Annotated in this window: 23 protein-coding genes and 2 pseudogenes; 9 read left to right on the top strand and 16 right to left on the bottom strand. The window is 57.8% G+C overall.

The window, feature by feature from the left end; all coding sequences use genetic code 11:
- The first annotated feature begins 9 nt into the window (after window positions 1–9).
- The gene (locus AF71_RS16465; RefSeq protein ID WP_210258291.1) at window positions 10–1584 is read left to right on the top strand and encodes an aldehyde dehydrogenase; all 1575 of its coding nucleotides are present in this window, start codon (window positions 10–12) and stop codon (window positions 1582–1584) included.
- Between the two features lie 57 nt (window positions 1585–1641).
- Entirely contained in the window at window positions 1642–2820 is a 1179-nt protein-coding gene (locus AF71_RS16460) for an iron-containing alcohol dehydrogenase (RefSeq protein ID WP_169682170.1), read from the top strand.
- A gap of 26 nt (window positions 2821–2846) precedes the next feature.
- Here the strand turns inward: AF71_RS16460 and AF71_RS16455 are convergent, their stop codons facing one another.
- From AF71_RS16455 to AF71_RS16440, 4 genes are all read right to left on the bottom strand, one after another.
- Complete coding sequence (locus AF71_RS16455) at window positions 2847–3524, bottom strand: GntR family transcriptional regulator (RefSeq protein ID WP_169682169.1); 678 nt, start codon at window positions 3522–3524, stop codon at window positions 2847–2849.
- A gap of 56 nt (window positions 3525–3580) precedes the next feature.
- Window positions 3581–5185 (bottom strand): GMC family oxidoreductase N-terminal domain-containing protein, encoded by a 1605-nt coding sequence (locus AF71_RS16450; RefSeq protein WP_169682168.1) that lies wholly within the window; start codon window positions 5183–5185, stop codon window positions 3581–3583.
- Between the two features lie 74 nt (window positions 5186–5259).
- Window positions 5260–6711, bottom strand: a complete 1452-nt coding sequence (gene gabD, locus AF71_RS16445) for an NADP-dependent succinate-semialdehyde dehydrogenase (RefSeq protein ID WP_025661324.1) — start codon at window positions 6709–6711, stop codon at window positions 5260–5262.
- 57 nt (window positions 6712–6768) lie between these two features.
- Window positions 6769–7824: an SMP-30/gluconolactonase/LRE family protein gene (locus tag AF71_RS16440; RefSeq protein WP_210258290.1), complete on the bottom strand. Its 1056-nt coding sequence runs from the start codon at window positions 7822–7824 to the stop codon at window positions 6769–6771.
- Window positions 7825–8059: 235 nt separating this feature from the next.
- Here AF71_RS16440 and AF71_RS16435 point away from each other — a divergent pair, with 235 nt between their 5' ends.
- Both AF71_RS16435 and AF71_RS16430 read left to right on the top strand, forming a co-directional pair.
- On the top strand, window positions 8060–9082 hold the full coding sequence (locus tag AF71_RS16435; protein WP_169682167.1) for a DUF4432 family protein: 1023 nt from the start codon (window positions 8060–8062) through the stop codon (window positions 9080–9082).
- Complete coding sequence (locus tag AF71_RS16430; RefSeq protein WP_025661321.1) at window positions 9069–9845, top strand: SDR family NAD(P)-dependent oxidoreductase; 777 nt, start codon at window positions 9069–9071, stop codon at window positions 9843–9845. Before AF71_RS16435 ends, AF71_RS16430 begins: the two co-directional genes overlap by 14 nt.
- Window positions 9846–9984: 139 nt before the next feature.
- Here AF71_RS16430 and AF71_RS16425 read toward each other — a convergent pair whose 3' ends face one another.
- Together AF71_RS16425 and AF71_RS16420 are read right to left on the bottom strand one after the other, a co-directional pair.
- Window positions 9985–11397 (bottom strand): FAD-binding oxidoreductase, encoded by a 1413-nt coding sequence (locus AF71_RS16425; RefSeq protein ID WP_169682166.1) that lies wholly within the window; start codon window positions 11395–11397, stop codon window positions 9985–9987.
- 943 nt (window positions 11398–12340) lie between these two features.
- Complete coding sequence (locus AF71_RS16420; protein ID WP_169682165.1) at window positions 12341–13243, bottom strand: LysR family transcriptional regulator; 903 nt, start codon at window positions 13241–13243, stop codon at window positions 12341–12343.
- 247 nt (window positions 13244–13490) lie between these two features.
- Here AF71_RS16420 and AF71_RS16415 point away from each other — a divergent pair, with 247 nt between their 5' ends.
- From AF71_RS16415 to AF71_RS16400, 4 genes and pseudogenes are all read left to right on the top strand, one after another.
- A complete protein-coding gene (locus tag AF71_RS16415; protein ID WP_169682164.1) occupies window positions 13491–14186 on the top strand; it encodes a type 1 glutamine amidotransferase domain-containing protein in 696 nt (231 codons plus the stop codon).
- A gap of 83 nt (window positions 14187–14269) precedes the next feature.
- Window positions 14270–15109 (top strand): type 1 glutamine amidotransferase domain-containing protein, encoded by an 840-nt coding sequence (locus AF71_RS16410; protein WP_169682163.1) that lies wholly within the window; start codon window positions 14270–14272, stop codon window positions 15107–15109.
- A 122-nt stretch (window positions 15110–15231) separates the two neighbouring features.
- Window positions 15232–15528, top strand: coding sequence for a putative quinol monooxygenase (locus tag AF71_RS16405; RefSeq protein ID WP_169682162.1), 297 nt, complete (start codon window positions 15232–15234; stop codon window positions 15526–15528).
- A 69-nt stretch (window positions 15529–15597) separates the two neighbouring features.
- Window positions 15598–16181: pseudogene (locus AF71_RS16400) on the top strand (IS630 family transposase); the annotation flags it as partial.
- Between the two features lie 326 nt (window positions 16182–16507).
- Here AF71_RS16400 and AF71_RS16395 read toward each other — a convergent pair.
- Both AF71_RS16395 and AF71_RS16390 read right to left on the bottom strand, forming a co-directional pair.
- On the bottom strand, window positions 16508–17374 hold the full coding sequence (locus AF71_RS16395) for a hypothetical protein (protein ID WP_169682161.1): 867 nt from the start codon (window positions 17372–17374) through the stop codon (window positions 16508–16510).
- A gap of 18 nt (window positions 17375–17392) precedes the next feature.
- Window positions 17393–18280, bottom strand: coding sequence for a LysR family transcriptional regulator (locus tag AF71_RS16390; RefSeq protein WP_169682160.1), 888 nt, complete (start codon window positions 18278–18280; stop codon window positions 17393–17395).
- A gap of 114 nt (window positions 18281–18394) precedes the next feature.
- Between AF71_RS16390 and AF71_RS16385 the strand changes: the two genes are divergently transcribed.
- Complete coding sequence (locus tag AF71_RS16385; protein WP_335327570.1) at window positions 18395–18649, top strand: helix-turn-helix transcriptional regulator; 255 nt, start codon at window positions 18395–18397, stop codon at window positions 18647–18649.
- A gap of 460 nt (window positions 18650–19109) precedes the next feature.
- On the opposite strand, the gene AF71_RS31760 is transcribed toward AF71_RS16385, so the two are convergent.
- The 8 genes and pseudogenes from AF71_RS31760 to AF71_RS16345 form a co-directional block, all read right to left on the bottom strand.
- Window positions 19110–19295: a hypothetical protein gene (locus AF71_RS31760; RefSeq protein ID WP_018116380.1), complete on the bottom strand. Its 186-nt coding sequence runs from the start codon at window positions 19293–19295 to the stop codon at window positions 19110–19112.
- A 207-nt stretch (window positions 19296–19502) separates the two neighbouring features.
- Window positions 19503–19691 carry a hypothetical protein gene (locus AF71_RS16375; RefSeq protein ID WP_025662326.1) on the bottom strand — a complete coding sequence of 63 codons (189 nt, stop codon included), beginning with the start codon at window positions 19689–19691 and terminating at the stop codon, window positions 19503–19505.
- A 216-nt stretch (window positions 19692–19907) separates the two neighbouring features.
- Entirely contained in the window at window positions 19908–20978 is a 1071-nt protein-coding gene (gene ugpC / locus AF71_RS16370; RefSeq protein WP_113583040.1) for a sn-glycerol-3-phosphate ABC transporter ATP-binding protein UgpC, read from the bottom strand.
- Window positions 20979–21000: 22 nt separating this feature from the next.
- Window positions 21001–21855, bottom strand: a complete 855-nt coding sequence (locus tag AF71_RS16365) for a sugar phosphate isomerase/epimerase family protein (protein WP_169682158.1) — start codon at window positions 21853–21855, stop codon at window positions 21001–21003.
- 31 nt (window positions 21856–21886) lie between these two features.
- Entirely contained in the window at window positions 21887–23125 is a 1239-nt protein-coding gene (locus AF71_RS16360) for an ROK family transcriptional regulator (RefSeq protein WP_169682157.1), read from the bottom strand.
- A 41-nt stretch (window positions 23126–23166) separates the two neighbouring features.
- A complete protein-coding gene (locus tag AF71_RS16355; RefSeq protein WP_062369753.1) occupies window positions 23167–24009 on the bottom strand; it encodes a carbohydrate ABC transporter permease in 843 nt (280 codons plus the stop codon).
- Window positions 24006–24935, bottom strand: a complete 930-nt coding sequence (locus AF71_RS16350) for a sugar ABC transporter permease (RefSeq protein ID WP_169682155.1) — start codon at window positions 24933–24935, stop codon at window positions 24006–24008. Before AF71_RS16350 ends, AF71_RS16355 begins: the two co-directional genes overlap by 4 nt.
- Window positions 24936–25003: 68 nt before the next feature.
- A pseudogene (locus tag AF71_RS16345) lies at window positions 25004–26301 on the bottom strand (extracellular solute-binding protein).
- Between the last annotated feature and the right edge of the window lie 139 nt (window positions 26302–26440).

Below are 26440 nucleotides of genomic sequence, written 5' to 3'. Positions count from 1 at the left end.
AATGCCGCGATGGCGCAAATCGCGCTTGCGGCGAAGCATCTAACATCATATATCATATATGTCATCAAAATTTTTAGGGAGGTTGCAGTGGGACTGAGTTTAACGAAGTCGGAAATCGAGAGAATTCACGGAGCTCTGAAGATCAACGGTCAAGCGTTCATCGACGGCAGGTTTGTCGACGCCACCTCGGGCAAGACATTCGACAACATATCGCCGAGGAACGGCCAAATAATCGCGAGTGTCGCGGCTTGCGACGCGGCGGATGTTGATAAGGCTGTCATGGCGGCCCGCCGCGCTTTTGAAGCCGGGGTTTGGCGCGATCAATCTCCAAAGGCTCGCAAGAAGGTGCTGCAGCGCTTCGCTGCTCTTTTTGAAAAGCATATGGACGAGTTGGCTATTCTCGAAACCATCGACATGGGCAAGCCGATTTCTGAAAGCCGCGAGATAGACGTAAACGTCGTGCTGGATACTTTGCAGTGGTACGCGGAATGCCCCGACAAGCTCTATGATGAGATCGCTCCGACAGGACCAGGACAACTGGCCACGATTACCCGAGAGCCAGTCGGCGTCGTCGGGGCCGTGGTGCCATGGAACTTTCCTATGCTGATGGCAACCTGGAAGCTTGCTCCGGCGCTGGCCACCGGTAATTCTGTCGTCTTGAAGCCAGCCGAACAGTCGCCATTGACGGCAATTCGTATGGCGGAACTCGCAGCCGAGGCGGGTATCCCCGACGGCGTATTCAATGTCGTGCCGGGCTTCGGTCCAACTGCGGGCAAGGCGATCGGTCTGCATATGGACATCGACTGTGTTGCCTTTACGGGTTCGGGCGACGTCGGCAAGCTATTCCTTCAATACGCCGGGCAGTCGAACATGAAGCGTGTCTATCTAGAATGCGGTGGTAAGTCGCCTAATATCATTCTGGATGACGTGCCCGAACTGCGCGTGGCCGCCGAACGTGCAGCAACCGCGATCTGCTTCAACCAGGGCGAAGTCTGCGTTGCGCCCTCACGGTTGATCCTGTCCGAACGTATCCAGGACCAGTTCCTAGAAATTGTCGTCGAGACGGCTAAATCCATCCGCCCGGGTGACCCGCTCGACCCGCAAACAAAACTTGGAGCGCTAGTCGAGGATGGCCATCGCACGCGCGTTGAGAACTACATTGCCAAAGGCCGCGAAGAAGGCGCCCGACTTGTTCTTGGCGGCGATAGGCCTACCACGGATCTTGGTGGCTACTATGTCAACCCTACCATCTTCGCCGACGTTAAGAATTCCATGACTATCGCCCAAGAGGAAATTTTCGGACCAGTCCTGTCCACCATTACAGTCAAAGACGATGAGGAGGCCGTCCGCATCGCGAACGACACCAGCTACGGGCTGGCGGCCGCGGTCTGGACGCGCGACCTGTCTCGGGCCCACAAGATCTCTCGCAAGCTGCGGGCTGGCACGGTCTGGGTGAACTGCTACGATCATGGGGATGCTACGGTCCCATTCGGCGGGTTTAAACAATCCGGCAATGGTCGCGACAAATCGCTTCATGCGCTTGACAAGTATACCGAGCTGAAAACCACCTGGATTGAGCTTTAATTTTTGCCGGAGGCGGCCTCCGCCGCCTTCTCGTTCCCTTCTAATCACGAGACTCCTATGCAAGACCCATTGAGCTATCAGGTCGCGCTGCCAACGCGCCTTCGCTTCGGCCCCGGCGCAAGCGATATGCTGGCGCAGGAGGCGGCCCTCCTAGGCGGCAATGCCTTCGTTCTGTTGGATCCCTTCCTCAAGTCGTCCGCGCTCGAAGGCGCACTCGTCGCCAGCCTTTCTGCAGCAGGCGTGCGGACGAACTTGTGGTACGATATCGTGCCTAACCCACGTGCTGCAACTTGCAACAGTGCTGCGGCCAAGGCGCGCGACCTTGGTGTCGATCTGGTGATTGCCATCGGCGGCGGATCGACAATCGATGCCGCGAAAGCCGTTTCACTTGGTATCACTAACGGTGGTGACGTCTGGGATTTCACGAGCCGGCGAAACGCGCAGGTTCGTGTCCCGGAAAAACGCGGCCTGCCGCTCATTGCTGTGCCGACCAATGCGGGCACCGGTGCCGAAATAACCCCATTCGCCGTCTTATCTAGCCCGGAACGCAAGCTCAAGGCGACGATTATCCATCCTTTCTGCTATCCGGACTTGGCACTAGTCGATCCTACCCTGCACCTGACCAAACCGCGGCGACTGACGGCATCGACAGGCATCGATACCTTCCTTCACGCTTTCGAAGGTTTCATCGGCATCCGGCCAAACGGCTGGACGGACGTCTTCTCGATCCGAGCCATGGAATTGGTCGCGGCCCATCTACCCACAGCCTGCGACAACCCCGATGATCTTAATGCGCGCGTGAGTATGGCTGAGGCCTGTTACATGGCAGGCATTACGCTCGGAAACATCGGCGTCGGCATTCCGCATGCTCTCGGCCAGGCGATGGGTGCGCTCAAGGACACTCCGCATGGAGAGAGTTGTGCGGCGTGCTTGGTGCCGACCGTGCGCTGGACACTTCCCGTGGCTGAAGAACGCCTTGCCCGCGTATCGGCTATCTTTGATCCCAGCTGCGCCGGGAGAACGGTCGCGGATGCATCGCAATTGCTTCCAAGTATTCTGGAAACCTTTATGAACTCGATTGGATTGACCGGTGGCTTTGAGCAGCTCGGACTTTCCCGCGATGAAATCGAACCTCTAATTGCCATTGCGACAACAAACTACGGGCAGGATGTCGGCTGCTCGCGCCGAGCAGCCGACCACGAGGATCTAAGGCAGATTGTCCTTAACAGCCTCTAGTCAGGGCGGTAGCAGAGGGCGAAATGTCAGTCCGACTTCGCCCTCTGCTCTTCGAGCCAGCCAATAAGCGCATTGCCCCATGCAATATCAGCCTGTAGCGCAGCACGCGCCCCCGCCGCGTCGCCGTTCCTGAGCGCGGCCAACAAGTCGTAATGTTTATGAGAACCACTCGTCAGGTCACGCACAGGCATGGTCTTGTGGAACGTTCTGAGCAACGGCCCCATAAGAACCCACATGTTCTCAACTGTGGCATACACAAGGGGCATACGTGCGGCCGCAACGACGGCAAAATGTATCTGCCGATTAAGAAGGGCGGCTTCTTCGGGATCAACCGCTGCGGCATTACGAAACTTCTCTTGCAAGATCTCCAATTCAGCCAGCTCCTTGGGCGTGATTCGGCTGGCCGCTAGCGCGGCAGACTCACCCTCCATGAAATGCCGAATAAATTGAATTTCCCGCAATTCGTCGGGTGCAATATCGCGAACATGGATAGCCGTCGCTGCTTTCATTTCCAGCGCATGCTCGCTGACAAGCCGAAAAATCGCCTCGCGTACCGGAGTGATGGAAACCCCGAGTTCGGATGCAAGCCCGCTGATGCGTAGACGTTCACCGGGCTCGTAGCGGCCATCCATCAGGGTATCGCGAATGACTGCGTAAACCTGCTCTGAAAGATTGCCGTTCTCAAGCTTCGCCAGACTCGCCATGTACCCTTCCACGATTTCCTAAAGCCACATATCACTGCACCAAGCCTTGCTTGCCATCAAGCATTGCTCGGCTGCAGCGGCATGATTCCTCGTATCATATCTGATGCCTTCTCGCCGATCATAATCGCCGGTGCATTGGTATTTCCCGAGATCAACGTAGGCATGATGGAATTATCTACAACCCTGAGATTTCGTACTCCATGCACTCGCAGCTCGGGGTCAACCACTGCCATCTCGTCTTGACCCATGCGGCAGGTTCCGACCGGGTGGTAGACGGTTTTTCCCTTGGAGCGGATATAGGAGCGCAAGGTATCTTCATCGACGGCGTTGGATCCCGGGAATGCCTCCTGTCGCTCGACAAAATGTGAGAAGGCCGGCTGGGCAAGAATTTTTCGAGCGAACTCCAGACCCTTTATTGACAGCCGCATGTCGTCGGGGTGCGACAAATACTTGGGATCGATGACCGGATCGTCCGCCGGGTTCGTCGAGCGTAGGCGAACTTCACCACGACTCTGTGGCCGCAACACGCAGGGATTGACGGTCGCGCCCGCACGCTTGATCGGCACCTGGTCGCTGTCCATGAAAACGATCGGCACGAAATGAAGCTGGATGTTTGGTTCCTCTTCGATATCGTCCACATTCACGAATGCGCAGGCCTCCGTCACGTTCGACATCACCGGACCTGACTTGAAGAGCAGATATTGGAGTCCGTTCTTGGCGGACTTCATAAGCGTATCTTCACCGAAATAGCCGTAAGGTCCTGTGCAATACCGAATGGCGGGAAATTCGAGGTGATCCTGGAGGTTTCTTCCGACGCCTTCCAATCGGTGTTGGACGGCGATGCCGTGCCTCTTAAGCTCCCCTTCGGGCCCAACGCCGGAGAGCATCAAGAGCTTTGGCGTCTGAATGGCGCCCCCAGAGAGGATAACCTCGCGCTCAGCCATTACTGTGTACAGCTTGTTGTTTTGGCGATACTCCACACCGACCGCGCGATCTCCCTCGAATAGCACCCGCGTTGCCAGGCAACCGGTCCGAATCTCCAGATTTCCCGTCTTTAGCGCCGGACGCAGATAGGCGACCGCCGCGCTGCAACGCCGCCCATTTCGGGTCGTCGTCTGATTGTAGCCGACGCCGCGTTGCCGGGCGCCGTTGAAATCGGAGCTATAGGGGATACCAGCTTCTTGCGCACTTCGTACGAAGGCGCGTGTCAAGTCCGTAATCTGGCGAAGATCGGAGACGCCAAGCGGTCCTCCCGTGCCGTGGTAGGCATCGGCGAACCGATCGTTGTCCTCTGCGCGTCGGAAGTAAGGCAATACCTCCGCGTAGGACCAGCCAATGGCCCCAAGTTTTGCCCATGTGTCGTAGTCGCCTCGCTGGCCCCGAATGTAGATCGTGGCGTTGACGGAGCCGCCGCCTCCTAAAACGGCACCTTGAGGCATGATCGGCGTACGACCATCCAACCCGTCCTGCCTCTCGGTCTTGTAGTGATACAAAAGCTTGGAATCCAGGAGTTTCACGAAACCCGCCGGAATATGAATGAGCGGGTTTCGGTCCGGCGGGCCCGCTTCCAGTACCACCACCTTGCCAACGTCGGCCTCGGCGAGGCGGCCAGCCAACGCGCTTCCCGCAGACCCACCACCGACAATTACATAATCCGCCACCGCATTCCTCCCACGGGCTATCACGTGCCAATCGCAGCGCGGGGCCAGCCCCGCGCCCTTGAACCAAAGTCATATCAAGCGACGCCGCCGAGGCAGACGTATTTGATCTCGAGAAAATCATCGATGCCGTATTTGGATCCTTCTCGGCCGAGACCCGATGACTTCATGCCACCGAAAGGTGCTTCGGCTGTCGAGATCAGCCCGGTATTGACACCGACCATTCCGTATTCCAGCGCCTCCGCTACCCGGAACACGCGGGCGAGATCCTTTGCGTAGAAATAGGATGCTAGACCGAACTCCGTGTCGTTCGCCTGGAAGATCACATCGGCTTCATCCGTGAAGCGAAAGAGCGGCGCTACTGGACCGAAGGTCTCCTCCGTGGCCACCGCCATTTCTTTTGTCACGTCGGCGAGCACGGTCGCTTGGTAGAAGGTTCCGCCAAGAGAATGCGGCTTGCCGCCCTGGAGAACTGTAGCGCCTTTGGAAACCGCGTCGGAGACATGTTCCTCTACCTTCTCCAGTGCCGCGTCATCGATGAGCGGCCCAAGGACAACGCCTTCGTCAAAACCGTTGCCCGTCTTCAGGCCACCAACCGCTTTCGCGAGCTTGTCTGCAAAAACTTCGTAGACGGCTTCCTGCACATAGAAACGGTTGGCGCACACGCAGGTCTGGCCATTGTTGCGGAATTTGGCGATCAACGCACCCTCTACCGCAGCATCCAGATCCGCATCGTCAAAGACGATGAAGGGTGCGTTGCCACCAAGCTCAAGCCCAAGTTTCTTGATCGTTGGAGCGGATTGTCGGTAAAGCTCGGCCCCTACTTCCGTCGATCCGGTGAAGGTCAACTTGCGTACGACAGGGTTTGCGGTCATTTCGGCGCCTATTTCACGGGCGGAACCAGTGACAACCGAGAAGAGGCCAGCCGGAAAACCGGCGCGTTCGCCCAGCACAGCAAGCGCGATGGCCGAGTATGGGGTTTGCCCCGCGGGCTTCAAAACCATGGCGCAGCCAGCGGCGAAAGCTGGGGCCGCCTTGCGAGTAATCATCGCGTTGGGAAAGTTCCACGGCGTGACGGCCGCAACGACGCCGATCGGCTGCTTCATCACCAGGATACGCTTGTCTTTCTGGTGACCCGGAACAATGTCGCCATAGATGCGGCGGGCCTCCTCGGCAAACCATTCAATGAAGCTCGCGCCATACGCGATTTCGCCCTTGGCTTCAGCAAGCGGTTTGCCTTGCTCTGCGGTAAGGATGCGGCCGAGATCGTCCTGGTTGGCAATCATCAGCTCGAACCATTTGCGCAACACGCTGGCGCGTTCCTTCGCGGTACGGCCCGCCCATTCTTTCTGGACGGCTTCTGCAGCGGAAATCGCCGCCTTTGTTTCTGCGGCACCTAGCTTCGGCACATGACCGATCACCTCACCCGTGGCAGGGTTGGTAACGGCGATGCCCGCGCGATTCGCCTCAATCCATTTGCCGGCCACATACGCGGCCTGCCGAAACAATGTTGGATCTTTCAATTGCATTGGATAAATCTCCAGTAATCCTACGCTTTAGTCGTTTTCAAGCTGCCTCGAGGCGGGTCATCCCGCATAACGATGTTCGGCCCGGCCCTTTGCTCCGGTACCGTCAATCACGAGGAGGCCACCCGCCCAAGGCGATGTTTCAACTACATCGTCAGAGGTCGGACGCATCATCGTCGTGGCATACAACCTGTCCAAATTGCGCCCTCCGAACATAACGCTCGTTACGCTCAGCACGGGCATTTCGATCGTCAGTAGCCGTTCTCCAGTGGGTGAAAAGCGGTGCAGCTTTCCCTTGAAAACGCCCGCACTCCAGACGCAGCCTTCCGCATCGACCGTTGCCCCATCGGGAAGCCCGTCCTGCGGTCCGAATGTTGCGAAGGTGCGCTTGCCGCTGACACCTCCCGTGTCAAGATCGTAGTCGTAGGCAAAAATTGTGTGGGCACGACTGTCTGAAAAGTAGAATATCCTCCCATCAGGGCTCCAGCAGGGCCCGTTCGAAACCGTGATGTCGCTAGCCAGCACGCGAATTGTGCCCTCCTCGTCGAGGCTGTAGAGTGCTGCGTCGTCATGCGCTTCCGTGACGTTCAGGCTTCCAGCGATAAAGCGCCCGCGAGCGTCAACTTTGCCGTCGTTCATTCGCACCTGCGCGCTTGCATGATCAACGAGCGCCAATGGCGCGGTTTGGCCCGTCCTGAAATCTAGGGTATGGAACCCATCCGCCAGAGAGAGCACCGCGCCGCCCTCGCGGCGCAGCGCCAGCGAACCTATATTCTGCGGGACGGTCCACTCACGGAAGTCGCTCCCGTCCTCGTCGCACGAGAGAACTCGATTTCCGAGGGAATCGATCCAGTAAATACGCTCACTGCCCACATCCCAGAGCGGGCTTTCCCCGAGGATCGTTCGTCCGTCTACCAGCAACTTTATATCGATCACAATTACACTCCTCAAAGGCAGCAGAAGATGGGCTCCAGCGAACCGTCCCAGCGTCGCAGGAAGCACGCCTGCTGCCGGTTCTTTACCGATGCCGGGCAGGTTTTCAGAGGCAAGACAACTGAAGACGACGTTCACCAGTGGATGACGCCCACCTGAAGGTTGATCGAGTACCCAAATCATCGGCACTTTCCGCGAAGATTGGTAACTCTAGACTCGTGCTGCGTGACTCCATCAACCTTGAAGGTAAGGCAAGTTTCGCGGACGCTGCGGCTTCAGACATGGTCAGACCTTCATATTGTCATTAGATTATACATCATATATCATGGATTCTTACGACGTAATCAACCCAAAATCTAGGCCGTCGGACCGAGTTAAGAAAACAAAGAGCTAAGTTGATCAAAATGAGGAGGACGGGGTGAACCCAGACTACGCTGATAGAATTGCAGACATTTCTCAGGTTGCCGATATTGCCCTTTACGGGGCTGAAGATGGCGTCGCGCGAGGAGCGAGATTTTTGATCGGACGCACGCTGTCGGGTCTCAATTTCAGAATTGCCGTCGATCGCGGGTTCGATCTTGCCGATTTTGATTTCCGTGGCATCTCGCTCGGTTGGCGGGGGACACAGGGCTTCCCCGCTCCCGCCCTGCACGCGCCAGACGGCGAAGACGGGCTGGCATTCGTGCGTGCCTTTTCAGGATTTCTGATAACCTGCGGCTGGGATCATTACGGCCCGGCGCGAACGGGACCACAGGATCACTTTGCTTATGCCTTGAAGACGGAGGCGAAGTATCCCCTGCACGGCCGTGCAACCTTCATCCCGGCCTCAAATATCTCATACGGCGTAGATCTCGATGCGGCAGACGGGCCGTGCGTCTTTGCCGAAGCCATTCTACGGCAGACCGCTATGTTCGGCGAGCAGATTGAGGTGCGGCGACGTTATACCTTCGGTATCGAGCAGCCTGTCGTCCATCTCACCGACCGCGTCAGCAACATAGGCCGCAAGCGAACGCCACATCGAGTTCTCTATCATGTCAATCTCGGCTATCCCCTCGTGGACGACGGCACGATCATTAGCGGGCTTCCGGTGGATCCGCGTATGCCTGCCATCTGCCAGCCACTCGAGTTGGAAGGTACTGAGCAGTTCCGGGTGATAAACCGATCGGAATGTGACGACACCATTACCTTGCATCAACCTCGCCTGGAAGGAGGCCTCACTTTTGGGCTCGCAATGCGCTCTTCCAATTTTTCGCATGTGATTGAGTGGTACAATCGCTACCCTGGCATGAACGTCATCGGCATCGAACCTGCCTCCGCAGCAATGCCGGCCGTTTCCACGGCTCCGTTCGAGCCCGACGCGTGGCTCGAACCGGGGTCATCCGAGACCTATCGCCTGGAGTTCCGAATTGGCGCAGCAGGAGTTGTTAATGGTATCGCTTGATGGGAAGGTCTGCATCGTCACCGGGGCTGCCCAAGGAATTGGCGCGGCAATTCTTAGAACGTTTGCCAGAGCCGGAGCAACGGTTGTCGGCTGCGACATCGACGTCGCGCGAGGTCAGAGGATAGTGGACGACCTGACGACGGAAGGCGCGCGGGCGCTCTTTATCGTCTGCGACGTAGGTTCCGGCGAGGCAGTGCAAACCGTGGTACGACGAACGGTAGAGCATTTTGGCGGAATCGATGTCGTCGTCAACAATGCAGCCATCCTGCCGGATCCCGCGCTGCCGATCACGGATTTTCCCGAGGCAGACTGGATGCGAATCATCGACGTCAATCTGGGGAGCGTGTTTCGCATGTGTTCTGCCACTATTCCCCATCTCACTGCGCGCGGTGGAGGTACGGTGATTAGCCTTGCTTCCATCCATCATGAACAATCCTTTGCAGGCCTTTCCCCCTATGCGGCATCGAAGGGAGCAATCGTGTCACTCACCCGGCAGCTCGCGGCCGAATATGGAGAGAAGAATATCCGCTTCAACACGATATCCCCCGGCGCGATACTCACTCGAATGACAGACCAAGTGATGGAGAGCGATCCGAGCGGCGAACTTGCCCGAAGATTTGCGCACATGCATCTGCTCGAGCGGATCGGATCAGTCGATGAAGTCGCCGCGACGGCGCTGTTTCTGGCTTCTCAAGGAGCGGCCTTCATTACCGGTCAGGACATCCTCGTTGACGGCGGAATTTCACGCGCAACGAGATTGTAGGTTAATTCAGCAAGCCTGGCATCCGCTGGAAGCCAGGCTTCCCCCTCCAATTTCACAAAGCTTCAAACTCGTTTGCAGTAAAGCCACGGCTTCCGGCTCGTTCAGCGACGATGCGTTGCCAACGCTCGAGATCTGATCGCTACCGATCGCCGAACAAAACCCCAGGATTCATCCGCCCATCCGGGTCTATCGCGCGCTTCACGGCGTTCATTAGTTTACGTTGAACGGGTTGGACCCCCGCTAAGAAGTCATCGCGCTTTTCACGACCGATTCCATGTTCCGCGCTTATACTGCCCTGATAGGTGGCAAGAACATGATTAACGACCTTTTTTGCGGCACTTATCGACGAGGTGCGCTTCTCATCTGAGCACCCTGCTGGCGGCAGGACATTGAGGTGCACGTTGCCGTCCCCTACGTGCCCGTACGAAATGGCCATGCAATCGGGCAGCGCTTCTTTCAGCTGCTTTTCTGCTTTATCGACGAAATCCGCGAGGTCAGAAAGAGGAACCGAGACATCCGTTCGCAGATGACGCCCTCGCTTGACTTGCCCTTCGACCATTCCTTCGCGAAAACTCCAAAGGGTACGGGTCTGGATTTCCGAGGATGCAATCACGCCATCAAGAATGAGTTCCCTTTCAAGGCCAAGTTCCAGAAATTGCTGAATGAGAGCGGCGGTATCCACGAGGCCGGAGCCACTGATCTCCAACAGCACGTAAGCGTCGTATTTGGAGGACATTGGCATCACCAGATTGGGCATTGCTTCTTGGGCCAAGGTGAATGCTGTCGGCGGCATGAATTCGAAGGCCGTCATGAGATCGCAGCATTCGCGGCGTGCAAGACGGTACAAGGCAACCGCATCTGCGAGAGATTTCACCGCGAGCAGGGCTGTTTCCCGCCGCGTCGGATGCGGGGTCAGCTTGAGGGTCGCGGCTGTAATGATCCCCAAAGTACCTTCCGCGCCGATGAAAAGTTGTTTCAAATCGATTCCACGATTGTCTTTCCGGAGGCTCGACAAAGCGCTCCAAATCTGTCCGTCCGGTAGGACGACCTCAAGACCGAGCACCAGGTCGCGCGTCATTCCGTAGCGAAGCACGTTGATGCCGCCCGCGTTCGTGCTGACGTTGCCGCCAATTTGGCAACTGCCTTGAGCTCCCAATGCCAATGGGAAGAACAAGCCCTCCGCCGCCGCGCGGTCCTTCACGTCGGAAAGAATGCAACCTCCCTCCACGGTCATTGAGAAATCATCCGTGCTTACCTGCCGGATTTTGTTCAGCCGCTCGAGACTTATCACGACCTGATCGGGAGCTTGCGCTAACCCACCGAATACCAGTCCCGTGTTTCCACCGTGGGGAACGATGCTAAGACTGAGTTCACCGCACGCTATGACGGCTTTGGCAACGTCATCTGTTGATCGCGGACGTAATACGGCAAGCGCACTGCCTTCTGCGTCGCGGTGCCAGTCATGAAGATACTTTGACTTCCCCGCCTCGTCCCAAATGACAAGATCGGTACCTAGTATATTAATCAAGTGTTCAAGTGCGGTGGTTGTCATCGAACCAGTTCCAACTTTTTAAAAGGGACCATCAGAGAACTTTCGCGCGATAGCCAGACGCCAGAGCCGAACGGCGACCGACTTGCCCGACGGCCCCGGAACACTTGATCCAAGACCCCTCCGGGCAGCAAGCCAGTCTTCAGCGCGCCCGCAGGAATATCAACGAATCGCTTGCGGTCAGACTGCGTGAATTTTCCTTCACCCGCCGCCCCATCGGCCAGCGAAGTCGCCGGTAGCGCAGATTGTTTCGGATGCTTGCGGCCATGATATTTGCGCTACTCGGTTTGCCTACGGGAGGATGCAGACATACAAGACAAAAAGCTCAATGTAATCCATCCACTGAGCCTCGCGAGGCTCAAGATCGACTATGGATGTGCCATGGGCTCCAAACAATTGCAAACACCCGATAGACGTTAGCAAAAGCTTGGTTTTGAAGGGATCCGGACCCCTCCCGAGGCCGATCGGACCGTCTGCAAAGAGCCCCGGGTACGCTGGCTATCAGCGCGTGCCGTATCACGCACCGGTCGTGGTCCACCAATCTCCTTTGTTGCTCGCAACGGGCAAGCATGAGGGAGTGTAGACAGAGCAACTTTCGATCGCGTCGTCCCTGCAGGCCCATGCTCTGAGCGTCAAGCGGTTGCTCAGCCATCAGACATTCCGCGATCTATTTCAAAGATCAGGCGTCCAAACGCTTGCTCGAAACGGCGCGGTCCCAGACACCATATTATTATTCGCTTTGTTGCCGAGATAAACATCGTTGCCGTCGGAACCCTTCGATTTGTAGATAATAGGGGGTGCTTGTCGTACATCGTACACGATAGGCAGAGCAGTCGAGCCAGCAGAGCCTGTTGCGAATCTGCGCTTGGCGCAGCTCTTTGGTAGCTAGCCGAAGAAGCGGGATTTGCCGCCTCGCACTGCAGAGCGTTGCGGACGGCGACAGCCACTAACCGTCTCTGGCGAGGAAATCGATGAGCGTCCGTGTCGCTGTCGAGAGACGGCGGTGTGGCGCGAAGATCAACGAAAAAGGCCGGGACCGGCCGCGTGCGTGCTCCAGTACATCGACAAGGCGCCCCTGTTCGATACGGTCCCGCGCGATAAAGTCGTAGATCTGGCAAATGCCGAGACCGTTTTCGGCCAGCGACACCACACCCAGCACGTCGTCGAAAACCCGGATGCGGCCGGCCGGCGTCCAGTCCACATCGCGGCCGTCGACACGAAACAGCCATGGAGCGCAACGGCCTGTGCTCGGCATCACGAAAGGCAGGCACTGATGTTTCGCCAGCTCTTCCACATGCCTCGGGATGCCAGCCCGTTCGAGATAATGCGGGGCGGCGACCAGACGCAACGGCGCATCTTCCAGTTTACGCGCCACCAGCCCGCTATCGGGCAAGGGACCTAGGCGGATCGCCAGGTCGTAACCTTCTGCTACAAGATCGACATTGCGGTTGGTGATGCTCAATTCGATGTGGACTTCCGGGTAGGCCTGCGTGAAGCTGTCCAGCATCGCGGGCAGCCGGTAATGGCCGTAGGTCGTTGGCACGCTGATGCGGACATGGCCCGTCAGCGACGCGCCAGTCGGCCCCTGAATCGCTCGTTCCGCATCGTCGATCATCGAAAATGCGGCGCGTGCCTGTTCGAGGTAAGCGCGGCCTTCATCCGTCAGACTTAAACGCCGGGTAGTCCGGCGCATCAGTTGCGCGCCAAGCCGGGTTTCAAGACGGGTGATCGCCCTGCTGAGGACCGACGGCGTCGTCGAAAGCGCAACCGCCCCCTCGGTCATCGAGCCTTTTTCGGCAACGGTGACGAACGCCTCCACGTCGCCAAGATGATCAAACCTCCGCCCCATTTGGCCCCTTGCGAATAAATCCGTTTTCTCCCAAGCAGGTTTACCCCCGATTTTGGCATCAATAAAGTGTTTCAGGCACCGCTTCTAAGGCGGACTACCAGCTGTCGCACAGCGTGCTGTTCACCGCCATTCTGTCCTCTTGCGAACAAATGAATTCCTCGGCGGCCCATTTATCCGCCCTTCGAGCTTTAATACATTCACATCATCGAATGCGACCCAACGTCATCCCCGATTGCAGGAGCAGATCATGAGAAGCGCAACTCAGGAAATCAAACCGGTTCTCTTCGTCCTCACCAGCCATGGCGTCAAAGGTGATGAAACCGGCGAACCCACAGGCTTCTACCTCGGCGAAGTCACCCATCCCCTCGCTGTGCTCGATGCCGCCGGCATCCCGGTCGAGTTCGCCTCGATCGATGGCGGCGAGCCGCCCGTCGACGGTCTCGACCTCAATGACGCGACCAATGCCCGCTACTGGAACAGCGAAGGCTTCCGCCACGCCGTTCGCAACACTTCGCGCCTTTCCGACGTCGATCCGAAAAACTACGCCGCCATCTTCTTCGCCGGCGGTCACGGCGCCATGTGGGACTTCCCGATAAGTCCGGCCGTCAACAACGTCGCCCGCGATATCTACGAGGCGGGCGGTGTCGTCGCCGCCGTCTGCCACGGCCCCGCCGCACTGGTCAACATCACCCTGAGCAATGGCGCGTATCTTGTCGCCGGCAAGAATGTCGCCGCCTTCACCGATGACGAGGAGCGGGCCGTCAAGCTGGACAGGGTTGTTCCCTTCCTGCTTGCCAGCACCCTTTCTGCCCGCGGCGCGCACCACCATCCGGCCGCCGACTGGACGGCCAAGGTCGTCGTCGACGGAAGGCTCGTCACCGGTCAGAATCCGCAATCTGCCACTGGCGTCGGCGAGGCGCTCCGCGACCTGCTGACCGCATAACCGAATACCCCGCATCACTCATGACAGATCATCCGCCATCTCTGCCCGTGCGGTTTGGGATTGGCCTTCGCATGGAGAAAAACATGAAACCCGTCCGTACTCTCGCTCTCTCGCTTGCTCTTGGAACAAGCACCTTCAGCGCACAGGCCGCCAATGTCCTGGTCGTCCTTTCCGATTCCGATCATCTCGACCTAAAGGACGGCAAGGTTTTCGAGACCGGCTTCTATCTCAACGAGTTGATGCAGCCGGTAAAGGCGCTGACCGAGGCCGGCCACGACATCACGTTTGCGACCCCGAAGGGTACGGCGCCGACGCTGGACAAATCCTCCGTGGACAAGATGTACTTCGGCGGCGACGAGGCCGCGATGCAGGAAAGCATCGCTTTGCTCGACAAGCTCAAACTGACCTCGGACAAGGCCTCGCCGGTCGTCAGCCTCGCCCGCGTAGAGCAGATCGGCTACGATCATTTCGATGCCGTCTATGTGCCGGGCGGTCATGCTCCGATGCAGGATCTTCTCGTCAGCCCGGAACTGGGCAAGCTGCTCGCCGACTTCCATGCGAAGGGCAAGACGACCGCGCTTGCCTGCCACGGCCCGATCGCGCTCCTCTCGACCCTGCCCGATGTGACGGCCTTCACCACGAAGCTGGAGACAAGCGGTTCGGCCAAGGCCGGAGGCTGGATCTATGCGGGCTACAAGATGACCGTCATCAGCAATCAGGAAGAGGAAATCGCCAAGGGCCTGCTTAGTGGCGGCGAGATGAAGTTCTATCCACAGACGGCATTGCAGGCGGCAGGAGGCGATTTCGTCAGCAATGACTCGCCGTGGTCATCCAACGTGGTGACCGACCGTGAGCTCATAACCGGCCAGAATCCTGGTTCCGCCCCGGCCGTTGCCGCGGAGCTGCTCAAGCGCCTGAAATAAACCAGCCAGACAATTGGCCAGCGCCGCTCCCTGATCGGGAACGCCTCGGCTTCCTTCCCCAATTCAGCAGCTTGACCGGTGTTCCAGATTGCAAGCTGTGACCAGCCTGACAGGACAGACAAATGACTAGCAGCATCAAGGTCGTGGCACGTGTCATGATCACCCCCGGCAGGGAAGAGGCCTTCGAAAAGCATGCGGCGGAACTGTCCGTCGCGACGCGTGCCGAAGAGGGGTGCCTCTCCTATCATCTCCATCGGAACCTCAACCAGACGGGCGTGTACGTCTTTGTCGAGGAATGGGCCTCCCGCCAAATCTGGGAACGGCACATGTCCGGCGAAGCCATCCGCGTCTTCAACGCGCATCTGCCGCCGGGGACGATCGCCCACATCGAAATCCATCCCCTCGAACAAATCGCCTAGACGGCGGAAGGGTATAACAATGACCAAAATGAACATCGGAATAATCGGCACGGGTTTCATTGGACACCGGTAATGGGTCTTTACATGTCGCGTCCGGACCGGGCGGTCGTGCTTTGTGTGGATGAGAAGTCGCAAAGCTAGGCCTCGGATCGCGAGCAGGCTGAGCTGCCCATGGCACCGGGCGTCGCCGAACGGCGCACCCATACCTATGTCCGCAACGGCACGACATCGCTGTTCGCCGCGCTCGACATGGAGCGGTCATCGGTCATTGCTACAAGCGTCACCGGGCCACTGAACTCCTCGACTTCTTGAAGCGGATCGACGCCGAAATGTCCGATGGGCCGGACGTGCATTTGGTGATGCACAACTATGCGACCCGCAAGACGCCGAGAATCAAGGCCTGGCGCGCGCCGCCCACACTAGCATGTTCATTTCACGCCAACGTCGGCATCCTGGATCATCAGGTCGAGCGGTGGTTCGCAGAGCTGATGCGAAAGCAGTTGCAGCGCGGCGTACACCGTTCCACTGCAGAACTGGAAGCTGACATCGACGCCTTCATCGAAACCCACTACGAGAACCCCACCCCATACAAGTGGGTTAAATCCGCCGACCAAATCCTCGCCTCGGTCAAGGATCCTGCCAGAAGACAATGAACCGAACTTGAGATTCAGGTGACTAGCCGGAAGTGTTCCTCGGTCTCGAACGGATACGAACCCACGACCTGCTTATTAGACCCTCTAAGTAGCTGAAATCTCGATTTCTCGTCGGGGCGCAAGGCTTTGTCGCGGAAAAAAGCTCAAGCAAGAGGCGGTTGGACTGCCCCACGTTTCCGCGTCGGCTGGCGAAACGGTATCATTCGGCCGTGCCAGGTGCCTTTCTCGCAAGCATAGAAGCCGATATAGTCCTGCCTTTGGAACACCTCCGGTTGGCACCCGCAGGTTGACATGTGCCGATCGGCGGCTGATCCATCGGCGTGGGGCTAGTAATCCGTGATCTTGAGAAAGAGATCTTCACCATCGTCGTCGTCTTCGCCGTACCAGCTCGATGTGTCGATCCGGGCACTAGCGTTTTCAAATTGGCTTATGTTTCCGACAGGCGCCGTAGTCGTCATGCTGAACGGAAAGTCGGTACTGATCTCGGCCCCCATATCGTTGCGAAAATCGCTTTTGGATCCATACGAAAGATCAACATAGATCTGGCCGGAAACCGCGTAAGTGATGAAAGCGGGGCCTATAGCGACCACTTCGGACTTCTCGATCCGGACCGCATCGACGCTCGAGCGGGTCGAAAGGATGTCTATTTCATTATAGACATCCTGCGTGAAAACTTCGAGAGCGTGTTCGTCGACACTATCCTCGACAGCTCTTCGAATGCTCATGCGGCAGTCAACTAGAATCTCGAAAAACTCTAGAAAGGTGGCAACGGCTTCGCAAGCAAAAGCTTCTGCCTCGTCGGCGTCTACCTTCAGCGTATCCGGGCGAACGTGGGTATATTTGCTGAGCCCGTCGCCGACCTTGCGGATGGCAACATCAATCTCGGCGGTGTCAACCTGAAGCGCTGCGACTGCAGCATCCGTCATCCCAACTTGAATGCCAAACTTAACGCGCTGCCGGCGGGTCGGCCGTCCATCCGGTGTCTCGACCACGAACCAGCTGGAAGCCTTGACTTCATCGTCAGCTGCAAGAGTCGAGAGGGTATGACCGATCAATTCGCGAATTCCGGTCGAAAACTGCGACAGGCGAAGAGGATTGTCGAGCGCCTTGTAGGCCATCAGCGAGCCTTTGAGCACCTCCCTGGAGAACTCATCGAGAAGCATGGCGTTCAGGAACTCGCTGAGACGTTCCAATTCGGATGGTTGTGATTGTCAGCCGCGCCTTGCCAGCGACCGTGCAATGTCGACGATATCATCGCGGCCAGCGGTTGGGTCCTCTTTACTCCAGGCAATGCCAAGCCCGATCCGGAAGTCGATCCCGCTTACCTTCTTCAGCTCGAAGCCGCGATTGGGAAGATCAAGTGTCCATTCCGGGGCAAAGCCGATGCCAAGCCCGGCAGAAACCAGCGACACCAGCGCATAGGTGTCATCGCAGCTGAAGGCGATGTTGGCGGTGAGGTCGTATTCGGCAAACTTCTCATTGAAGTATCGTTCCGTAAAAGACAGGTTCTGTCGGTTGAAGGCGATGATCTTCTGAGTGCGCAGATCATCGATGCTGATCTCCTCCCTGGCGGCCAGCGGATTGGCATGGCCGACCGCCAGGTAGTAGCGCTCATGGGCAAGCGAGACGAAGCGCAAGCAGCCGATGTTTTCCACCGGGCGGATGAAGCCTAAATTGAGTTGGCCGGTCTCCAGGCCGCGGATGATCTCGCCGGTATTGCCCGACGCGATATGGATGCGGACATCGGGATACTTGCGGGCGATCTTGGCAAGGAAGGTTGGCAGCATGCCCATGGTGGCCGGGTAGATGCTGCCGATCCTGATCTGGCGGATGCGGCTGCCGCCGGCTGCCCGGGTCAATTCGGTGGTCAGATCGATGTCGCTCAAGATCCGCACACAGCGATCGTAGAACGTTTCCCCTGCCCTGGTCAGTTCCACCCGTCTCGTCGAGCGGATGAACAGCGGACAGCCAAGCTCCCTTTCCAGCGACATCACATGATTGCTCAGCGCCGGCTGGGCAATGCACATCCGAGCTGCCGCCCGGCCGAAGTGCAGTTCCTCGGCCACCGCTTTGAAATAGGAGAGTTGGCGTAATTCCATGAAGGCTGCTTCCCCCGAACATTTCTCGTCGCGATCACGAAACTGACGATACCCTATTTTGGGGTATTCGAAAATCGGTTTTATCGGAAGTGCCGGTGAAATTTCAACTGGCATTTGGCATTGTCCTCTTTCGACCGCATACTTTACCGACGATTGATTGAACTTCTTGTTGAAGCGAGGAGAAGGGCCAACATTACTCAAGTGGAACTCGGAAGACGTATCGGTCAGCGGCAGACCGTGATTTCCAAGATCGAGACTGAAGAAAGACGATTGGATACCGCAGAGTTTTTGCTTGTCAGCAAGGCGATCGGCGTGGACCCGTATGAACTAATGCACCGTGCGGAAATTGATTGCAGTTCATTGCCGTAAATGGACGTCGCCTGAAAGAAAACGGCTCTCGCCCTCTGATTTCAAAGAATTTCCCGATTGCGGCAGTTTCTTGGCCATACGCGCGACTGCCCTTCAACCGCGACAGCGGGGCATTTTTCCGCACATTAGTTCTTGCGTAAATACTAAATTAACCATGAACGCTTAACTTCCAGCACGTTGCTTTTGGAGCCAGGACCCCAGCCCCTCCGGAGCAACGGGTGTGCGGTTGGAGCTCATGGCGAATTTGCTTCGACCGCGCGCTCTCAATGCGTCTCGTTCCGAGACGCCATGAAAATCGACCATGACACCGTGATGCGACGCCACTTCCGTGGCGACCTCGAGGGCTTTTTGGACGGCGCACGGCGGTCCGTATGCCCGGCGGCGTGGACCGCTCCTGGGATCGCTTCGCGGTCAGCAAGGCCGAATGAGATTTAAGCTGAGCGGTTGTCGGCCGAATTTGTCACCTTGACCGCGATCTGCGCGTCACGTTGTGAACCAGCTCACTGGTCGTCGCGAATTGGCCAAACAAGGCAGTGAGCCTAGCTTCTTCCTTGCCGTCCAAACGGTGCTGCAAGCAAAAATCCGCGATACTCCATACCCTCGTTGTCATGATTGGCTCGGCGGCAGTCGAATCGATGTTCTGCATTTGAGTCCTCCCCACGTGGAGAGGCTATCGGAGCGCAAATTAGCTTGCAATGAAATAAGATCCCCGATCTCAAATTCTCGAAGAAAAGGCAGATTTGGAGAAGGACGACAACGCCGGAATTAACCGTGAGCCAACAGGACATGACCACCGTCCCCTGGGTCGACGACGTTCTGTCTGGGCTAAAGACGAATGGCCGCGACCGCGCGCTCAATGTTCGCGTTCCGAGACGTCATCGAAATCGACCATGATGCCGTGACGCGACGCCTCTTCCGTGGCCACCTCAATGGCTTTCTGGATGAAAAGCAGAACGAGGTCATAGTCAGGGCTTTCCCGCGATGCAATCTCTTGCGCAACACGCAAGGTGAAGATCAATTCTCGAGCAATTGTCTCGGTCACAACACCGCCCCCCGGAAGCCGGGGGCAATTCTAGACGTCGGTCGGACGTGCAACTATCCCAACAGTCCCGTGAACTGGTGCGAAAAACCACTACGGTCTTGGTACACACGTACCAAGCCTCTCACACGAAGCGCCGCAACCGAGCCGGTTGACCTACAAGCGGTGGCGAAACTGCCATCAGGCAATCTCGCACAATGTCCACAGCGGCAACCCTTTTCACGCGCACGTGGTCAACATCGGTTCGCCTGCGGTGATGCGCCGTTCACCCTCGTCAAACAGGTGGACTGCATCGTGGACCGGAGCAATCCGCAGTACCTCGTCGGGGGCTGCCCTGATCCTTTCACGAAAGACGCAACTGATCGTCTGGGTACCAAGGCGGGCTATCACCAACGTCTCCGACCCCGTCGGTTCAACGACAACGGTTTTCACTTCGATGCCATTGGGGTCGAGCCTGATGTGCTCCGGGCGAATGCCGTAGGTAACGGCGCCGGACGGGCGTCGCTCGCTTGGCAGGACGAGCCCGTCCTCTGTCCGGAAGCCCTCGTTCGTCATGCTTCCCTTGATGAAGTTCATTGCTGGGGAACCAATGAAACCGGCGACGAAGAGGTTGTTCGGGCGATCGTAGAGCTCAAGCGGCGAGCCCGACTGTTCAATCAACCCGTCCTTCATCACGACAATCTTGTCCGCCATCGTCATCGCCTCGATCTGATCGTGCGTGACATAAATAGTCGTGGTCTGCAGCCTCTGATGCAGCTCCTTGATCTCGGATCGCATCTGGACACGGAGCTTGGCGTCAAGGTTCGATAGAGGTTCGTCGAAAAGGAAGACGGCAGGATCGCGAACGATCGCGCGGCCCATCGCAACTCGCTGCCGCTGGCCGCCGGACAATTGCTTCGGATAGCGCTCGAGAAGGGCCTCAAGGCCCAGGATCTTGGCAGCGTTGCCGACACGCTGATCGATTTCCGTCTTCGGCATGCGTTTCAGCCGTAATGAGAAGCCCATGTTCCTGGCGACCGTCATATGCGGATAGAGGGCGTAATTCTGGAACACCATGGCAATGTCGCGATCTTTTGGCGCCAGCTCATTGACAATATGCTTGCCGATCTGGATCTCGCCCGAACTGATGTCTTCCAGACCGGCGATCATTCTGAGCAGGGTGGATTTGCCGCAGCCCGAGGGCCCGACGAGCACGACGAACTCACCATCGCGGATATCGACGGAAACGCCCTTGATGGCTTTGAAGGCGCCATAATCCTTGCGCGCGTTATTCACTCTGACATGGGCCATTTGCGTCCTCCCGGGGTCGCTCTCAAAGCTTGTTCAAAACGTTTCTGAGATAGGCGAGGCCAAGGCGTTCGCCCTCTTTTCGTGCTTCGAGATCCTTGCCCGGCCATCCGTAGGCGGCATCCTCGTGCTCGATCGAAAGGGTGCCGTTAAAGCCGTTGGTGCGGGCCTGCCGCAGGAACCGCGGCCAGTCGAGGAGGCCCTTGCCTGGCAGCTTGTACTGCCACCAACCCTTGCCGTGATAGCCGACGGCCTGCTGCGTGGCCGCATCGATTGCGGTATCCTTGGCGTGGAGGATGGCGATGCGATCCCTGACTGCGTCCATCGCGGCATAGGGGTCAATGCCAATGCGGATAAGGTGCGAAGGATCAAATTCGAGACCAAAGCGCCGGTCGGGTATCCGCTTGAAGAGCTCTTCCCAGCCCTTCGGCGTGGTTCCAATGAAGTTGTCCTTGGGGCCCGGCCAGTTCTCGATTGCGAAGATGAGACCGCTTGCTGCCGTCTTGCTGATCAGCCGATTGGCGAACTCGCCAAAACCGTCATAGTTGGCTTCGTCGTCAGCATTGTCGTCGCGTCCGGGAAAGATCACAAAGATCGGCACGCCCGCTTCGCCGATCGCCTCAGCAAATTCCTCCGTCCTGGCGCGAAGATCGCTACGCTTGCCGCGATCGCTGTCGAGCTGATTGCCGAAGTAGGTGATAGAGGAGACGAGGAGATTGTGGTCGCGAGCGAGTGTTACGGCGGCCCGCACCCTCTCCGGCGTCTTGATATGGCCGCCGACATCAATTTCGATTGCGTCGAAACCGGCAGAGGCAGCGAACTCCACTACTTCCTCAAGCGGCCGATCGTTGAATGTCGACGTATAAAACCCAATCCTCATCAAAATCCTCCCAGTGGCATTACCGGCTGCTTCAGTTGTTCAGGCGATCCATGAATTTGAGGGGCGAACGGGTGCGTTGAACGGCGTCGGCCGATGCCAGCATCAGGGCCGCCCCCATTGGCATCGCTGCCGCACCAAGCGCTGAGGCGTCCTCGCCGAGCGAGGCGCGATGCAGCGAAGGCAAAGTGATGTCTCCTGCCGTCAGATGTTCGTGAACATAGCGTAGCAACTCGTCGATCATGCGGATCGGGAGTCTGCCCCCTATAATGATGGCGTCAGGGTCGACGATCATGCCGATATGCTTGACCGCAACGGCAAGATGCGCACTCATTTCCTTAAGCCACTTCGAAACAAGCGCTCTGCCGTGCCCGTCAAGCGATAAGAGGTCCTGGGGTACGCTCGCACGGATGCCGTGCTCTGCCAGGAATTTGTAGAGGAAGAAGAGCGTCACCTTTTCGCCAAGCAGATCGACCTTCTGTGCGGTCTTGTCCCGGTCATTGGCAATCGGCAGCCAACCGATTTCGCCGCTCAGAGCCATGGCGCCGCGATGGCCGCTGCCATCGAGCACGAGGCCTCCGCCCAGGCAGGCATTGATGGCGATATAAAAGAAACTGCGGCTTTCCGCTCCAAGGCCGTAGTCAAGCTCGGCAAGGGCTGCGGCATTCGTCTCATTTTCGATGAAGACCGGATGCTGTGTCAGATTTTCAAGTGCCGCGCGTACGTCGAACTCCATCCAATCGGAGTAGTCGTCAGGCATGCCAAGGAACGAGATTTCGCCGAGCCAGTCCGGCATCGCAAGGCCAATTCCGGCCAGATGTGCGTCGTCGATCAGCCGGCTTCGCTGGAAATGCGATATCGCATCGGCCGTCAGCTGCATGAATTCGGCCGGGCGCACATAACGTTTCTCGTGATGGACGCGTGCGCGCACGTTGCCGACGGCATCAACAGCGACGATCGTCAGGTGATCGCGGTCGATGTTGATGCCGATCGCGAAGAAGGCGTCGGGATTGATCTCGAGCTCGATTGCCGGCTGGCCCCTCAGCCCATGCCGGCGGCGAGCCTCAATGATAAGCCCCTCGTCAAGCAGGCGATCAACGATCCGGGCGATCGCCGGCTTGGTAAAACCGGTCTGCCTGGCGATCTCGGCTCGTGAAATCGGTGCCTGCCGATGGATACAGCGCAGCACAACGGCTCTGTTGTGCTCGCCCGCATCCTCAACATTGGCCCCCGTCAGGTCGGGGGACAATCTGGTGCCGGTTATCTGGTTCATGAATCGGGATCCTTGATCAGCCACGGAAGCGCAAACCGTCCTTACCCCTTTACCGCGCCGCTGGTCATGGCACCGAGGATTAGCCGCTGGAGCGACAGGAACGCCACGATCGCGGGCACGACGGAGATCAGGCAGGCGGCCGCAAGCAGCTGGATGGACGAGTCGGTTTGCATGCCACGGAAGTTAAAGATTCCAACGCCGATCGGCATCAGATTGTTTTGTGTGAGCAGAAGAAAGGGCACGAGAAACTGCGACCAGCCTGCAATCACGGTGATGATGAAGACGGAAGCGATACCAGGCGCTGACAGCGGCAGGACGATCCGCCAGAAAACCGAAAACCGGTTGCACCCGTCGATCATGGCCGCTTCGTCAAGACTGCGGGGGATCCCGTCGACTGTACTTTTCAACAGCCACGTCGCGAGTGGCACGCCAAGAGCAATGTAGACCATCGTCACCGCAAAATGTGTGTCGAGCAGACCGAGACGGTTCATGTAGCGATAGAGCGGCACCATGATGACCAGCGGCGAGATCATCTGGAAGAGCAAAAGACCCATCATCGACAGCCCCTTGCCGCGGAACTGGAAACGCGAGAAGGCGTAAGCGGCCGGCAAGGCGACGATCAGGACGCCGAGGCCGCTCAGCGCGGCAAGCTTCAGCCCGTTCCAGAGATAAAGCGGGAAGTAGCTGTTGTTGAGCACTGTTACGAAATTGTCGATGGTGGGGTTGTGCGGGATATAGCGAGCCACGCCACGATAGATTTCGCGTTTGTCCCGCAAGGCCATCGACAGGAGATAGCTGAGGGGACCGGCGAAGAAGATGAACATCGCCAGCATGAAGAGGTAGCTCAGGAAATCGCCCGAGCGCGTGCCGGTACGCCTGCTCATTGCTGTTCCTCCTTGGGCAGGAACGATGCGTAAACGAAGGCAAGTCCGAGGCTGATGATCAGCATCAGAACTGAGAGCACACTTCCGCCGGAAAGATCGTAATTGCGGAAGACGATATTGAACACGTAAAGCGATATAACCTCGGTCGCGCGCCCGGGGCCACCGCCCGTCAGCGTGATGATCGCATCGAAAGTATTGAGCGTCATGATCGTAATGAGGATCATGTTGACGAGCATGGCTGCGCGCAGCTGGGGGATGGTGATGAAGAAGAACTGCTGCGAGCCCGTTGCGCCGTCGACATCAGCCGCTTCGTACAGCGAGGGGTCGATCGATTTGAGGGCGGCGTACATGACCACCATCGAGAAGGCAGTGCCGCGCCAGATATTGGCAATCAGCGCCGACCACGGGGCGATTGCCGGATCGGAAAGCCAGGCGACGACGGGCAGGTGCATGAGCCGCAGGATGCTGTTTAGCGCTCCGTATGGAGCCTCGGAAAACAGCATCTGCCAGATGATGCCGCCGGCAATCCCCGGAACGACCCAGGCAACGAGCGCCGTCGTGCGCAGGATGGTCGTGCCGAACAGGCCACGCTTCTCGCCGCGAACGACGACGACGGCCACGGCAAGACCCAGTATCTGCTGACCGATGACGCTGCCACCGACAAAAATTACGGTTGCCCACAGGATGTCGGGCAGCTGCGGCGAACTCAGCGTGTTTGATATCGTGCTCAGCGTATAGACGGGATTGTCGCCGATCAGAGTTGCATTGGTCAACGACAGGCGGAAAACGTCGATCACCGGGTAGAGATAGAAGATGCCGATGACGACGATCACGGGCATGATCCAGGGCAAGGGTGCCCCGGCAAAACGGCGCATGAACGGTCTGCTGTGAGGCGCGCTGGCAGCCTCGATGGCAATTGGGCTCATTGGGCTTCTCTGTCCGGGTTTGACACGAACGGCGACGCCCGTCATGGGCGCCGCCGCGATCTCATTCGCTAGAGACGCTTGTAAGCCTCCATCGTCGCGTTGAACGCGGCATCCAGAGCCTCTTCCGGCTTCTTGGTTCCAGACAGCACATCGCCCATCATGATCTGGATCTGGTTGGAGATTTCCGGATAGATCGGGGCGCCTGGACGGGCCTGACCATCGACGAGAGCCCCGGCAAAGGTCTTGTTGGCCTCGGTGGCGAAGACATCATACTTGTCGAAGAGCGCCTTGCGCGTCGGCAACTGCTGCTGCAGCGCGTTGGCTGGTCCCATATAGACTTCACGAGCAAGGTTGGCGCACATCTCCACCTTGTCCTTGTCCTTGCTGAACGAGGCGATTGTCCATCCGCCCGTTCCTGTGGATCGCTGATCGGCGGTTGGGCCGGGGATCGGCGAGAAGGTCCAGTTCTTGAACTCGTCTTCGTCGAGCGTGACCTTCAACTGGGCATATTGCCAGTTGCCACCGATGAAGAGAGCAGTGGTTCCGGCCGCCGCCGCGGCGTTGAGGTCGTCATAGTTGCCGATGGTTGTCACACGCTTCGGCGCTGCACCGGAATCAACGAGATCCTTGTAATAGGTAGGGCCTTCAGGAATTTCTCCTTGTTTTCACCCTCACCGAAGATCGGCTTACCGGAATCGTCGACGAGCTTGCCGCCGAGGGCCCAGTAGTTTGCCAGCCAGTCGAAGGTGGAACCCTCGTAGCGACCGGCGTTGAAGAGGATGCCTTCCATGCCCTGTTTTACGGAAGAAAGACCGGCCTTCTTTAGGTCATCCCAGGTCTGGGGAGCATCGGCAACGATCGACTTGTTGCGGTAGAGCACGCGAAGGTCCGTATCCCACCACCATGCTCGGATCGTCTGGTCCTTGTCGGTAATGCCGTTGCGGATGAAGGGGAAAAGATCGTTGATCTCGTCCTTCGAGAAATAGGGCGTGAAGTCGGCGAGGACATGGTTGACCATGAACTGGGAGAGCACGAAGGAGTCGACCGCAGCGCAATCCGGAGCATTTCCGGCCTTGGCCTGCTCGAGCATCTTGGCCTGTTCGGTGCCGATGTCAGCCGACATGAACTGCATCTGCAGCTTCCAGTCGGGATGCTTCTTGATGAAGTCGACGAAGAGTTTCTGATACCCCTCGGCAATAGCCGGATCGGCGTTGTTGGGACTATCGTTCGTGAGCCGTACGACGAGGGTTTTCGGTGCGTCGGCAGCGCCGATCCGGTCCTTTGTCGCGAGCTCCTGGGCAAATGCGGCAGGCACTGAAAATAACATTGTGCTCAGCGCTAGTGCGCTGATGAACGCTCTCTTCATGATGGGTCTCCTCCCCATTTAAACGGATACAGCCTGGTGGTCGGTTGACCTCTCCTCATTTCCATGCTGCATTAATTAGATTAAGTTACTTTGATTTGATGTCAAGCCGCAGCTTGGGAGGATTGAGATGCCGGCGACA

Source organism: Rhizobium sp. 57MFTsu3.2 (assembly GCF_012932765.1).
GTDB lineage: Bacteria > Pseudomonadota > Alphaproteobacteria > Rhizobiales > Rhizobiaceae > Rhizobium > Rhizobium altiplani.
This window is presented reverse-complemented; position numbering and strand designations above follow the sequence as displayed.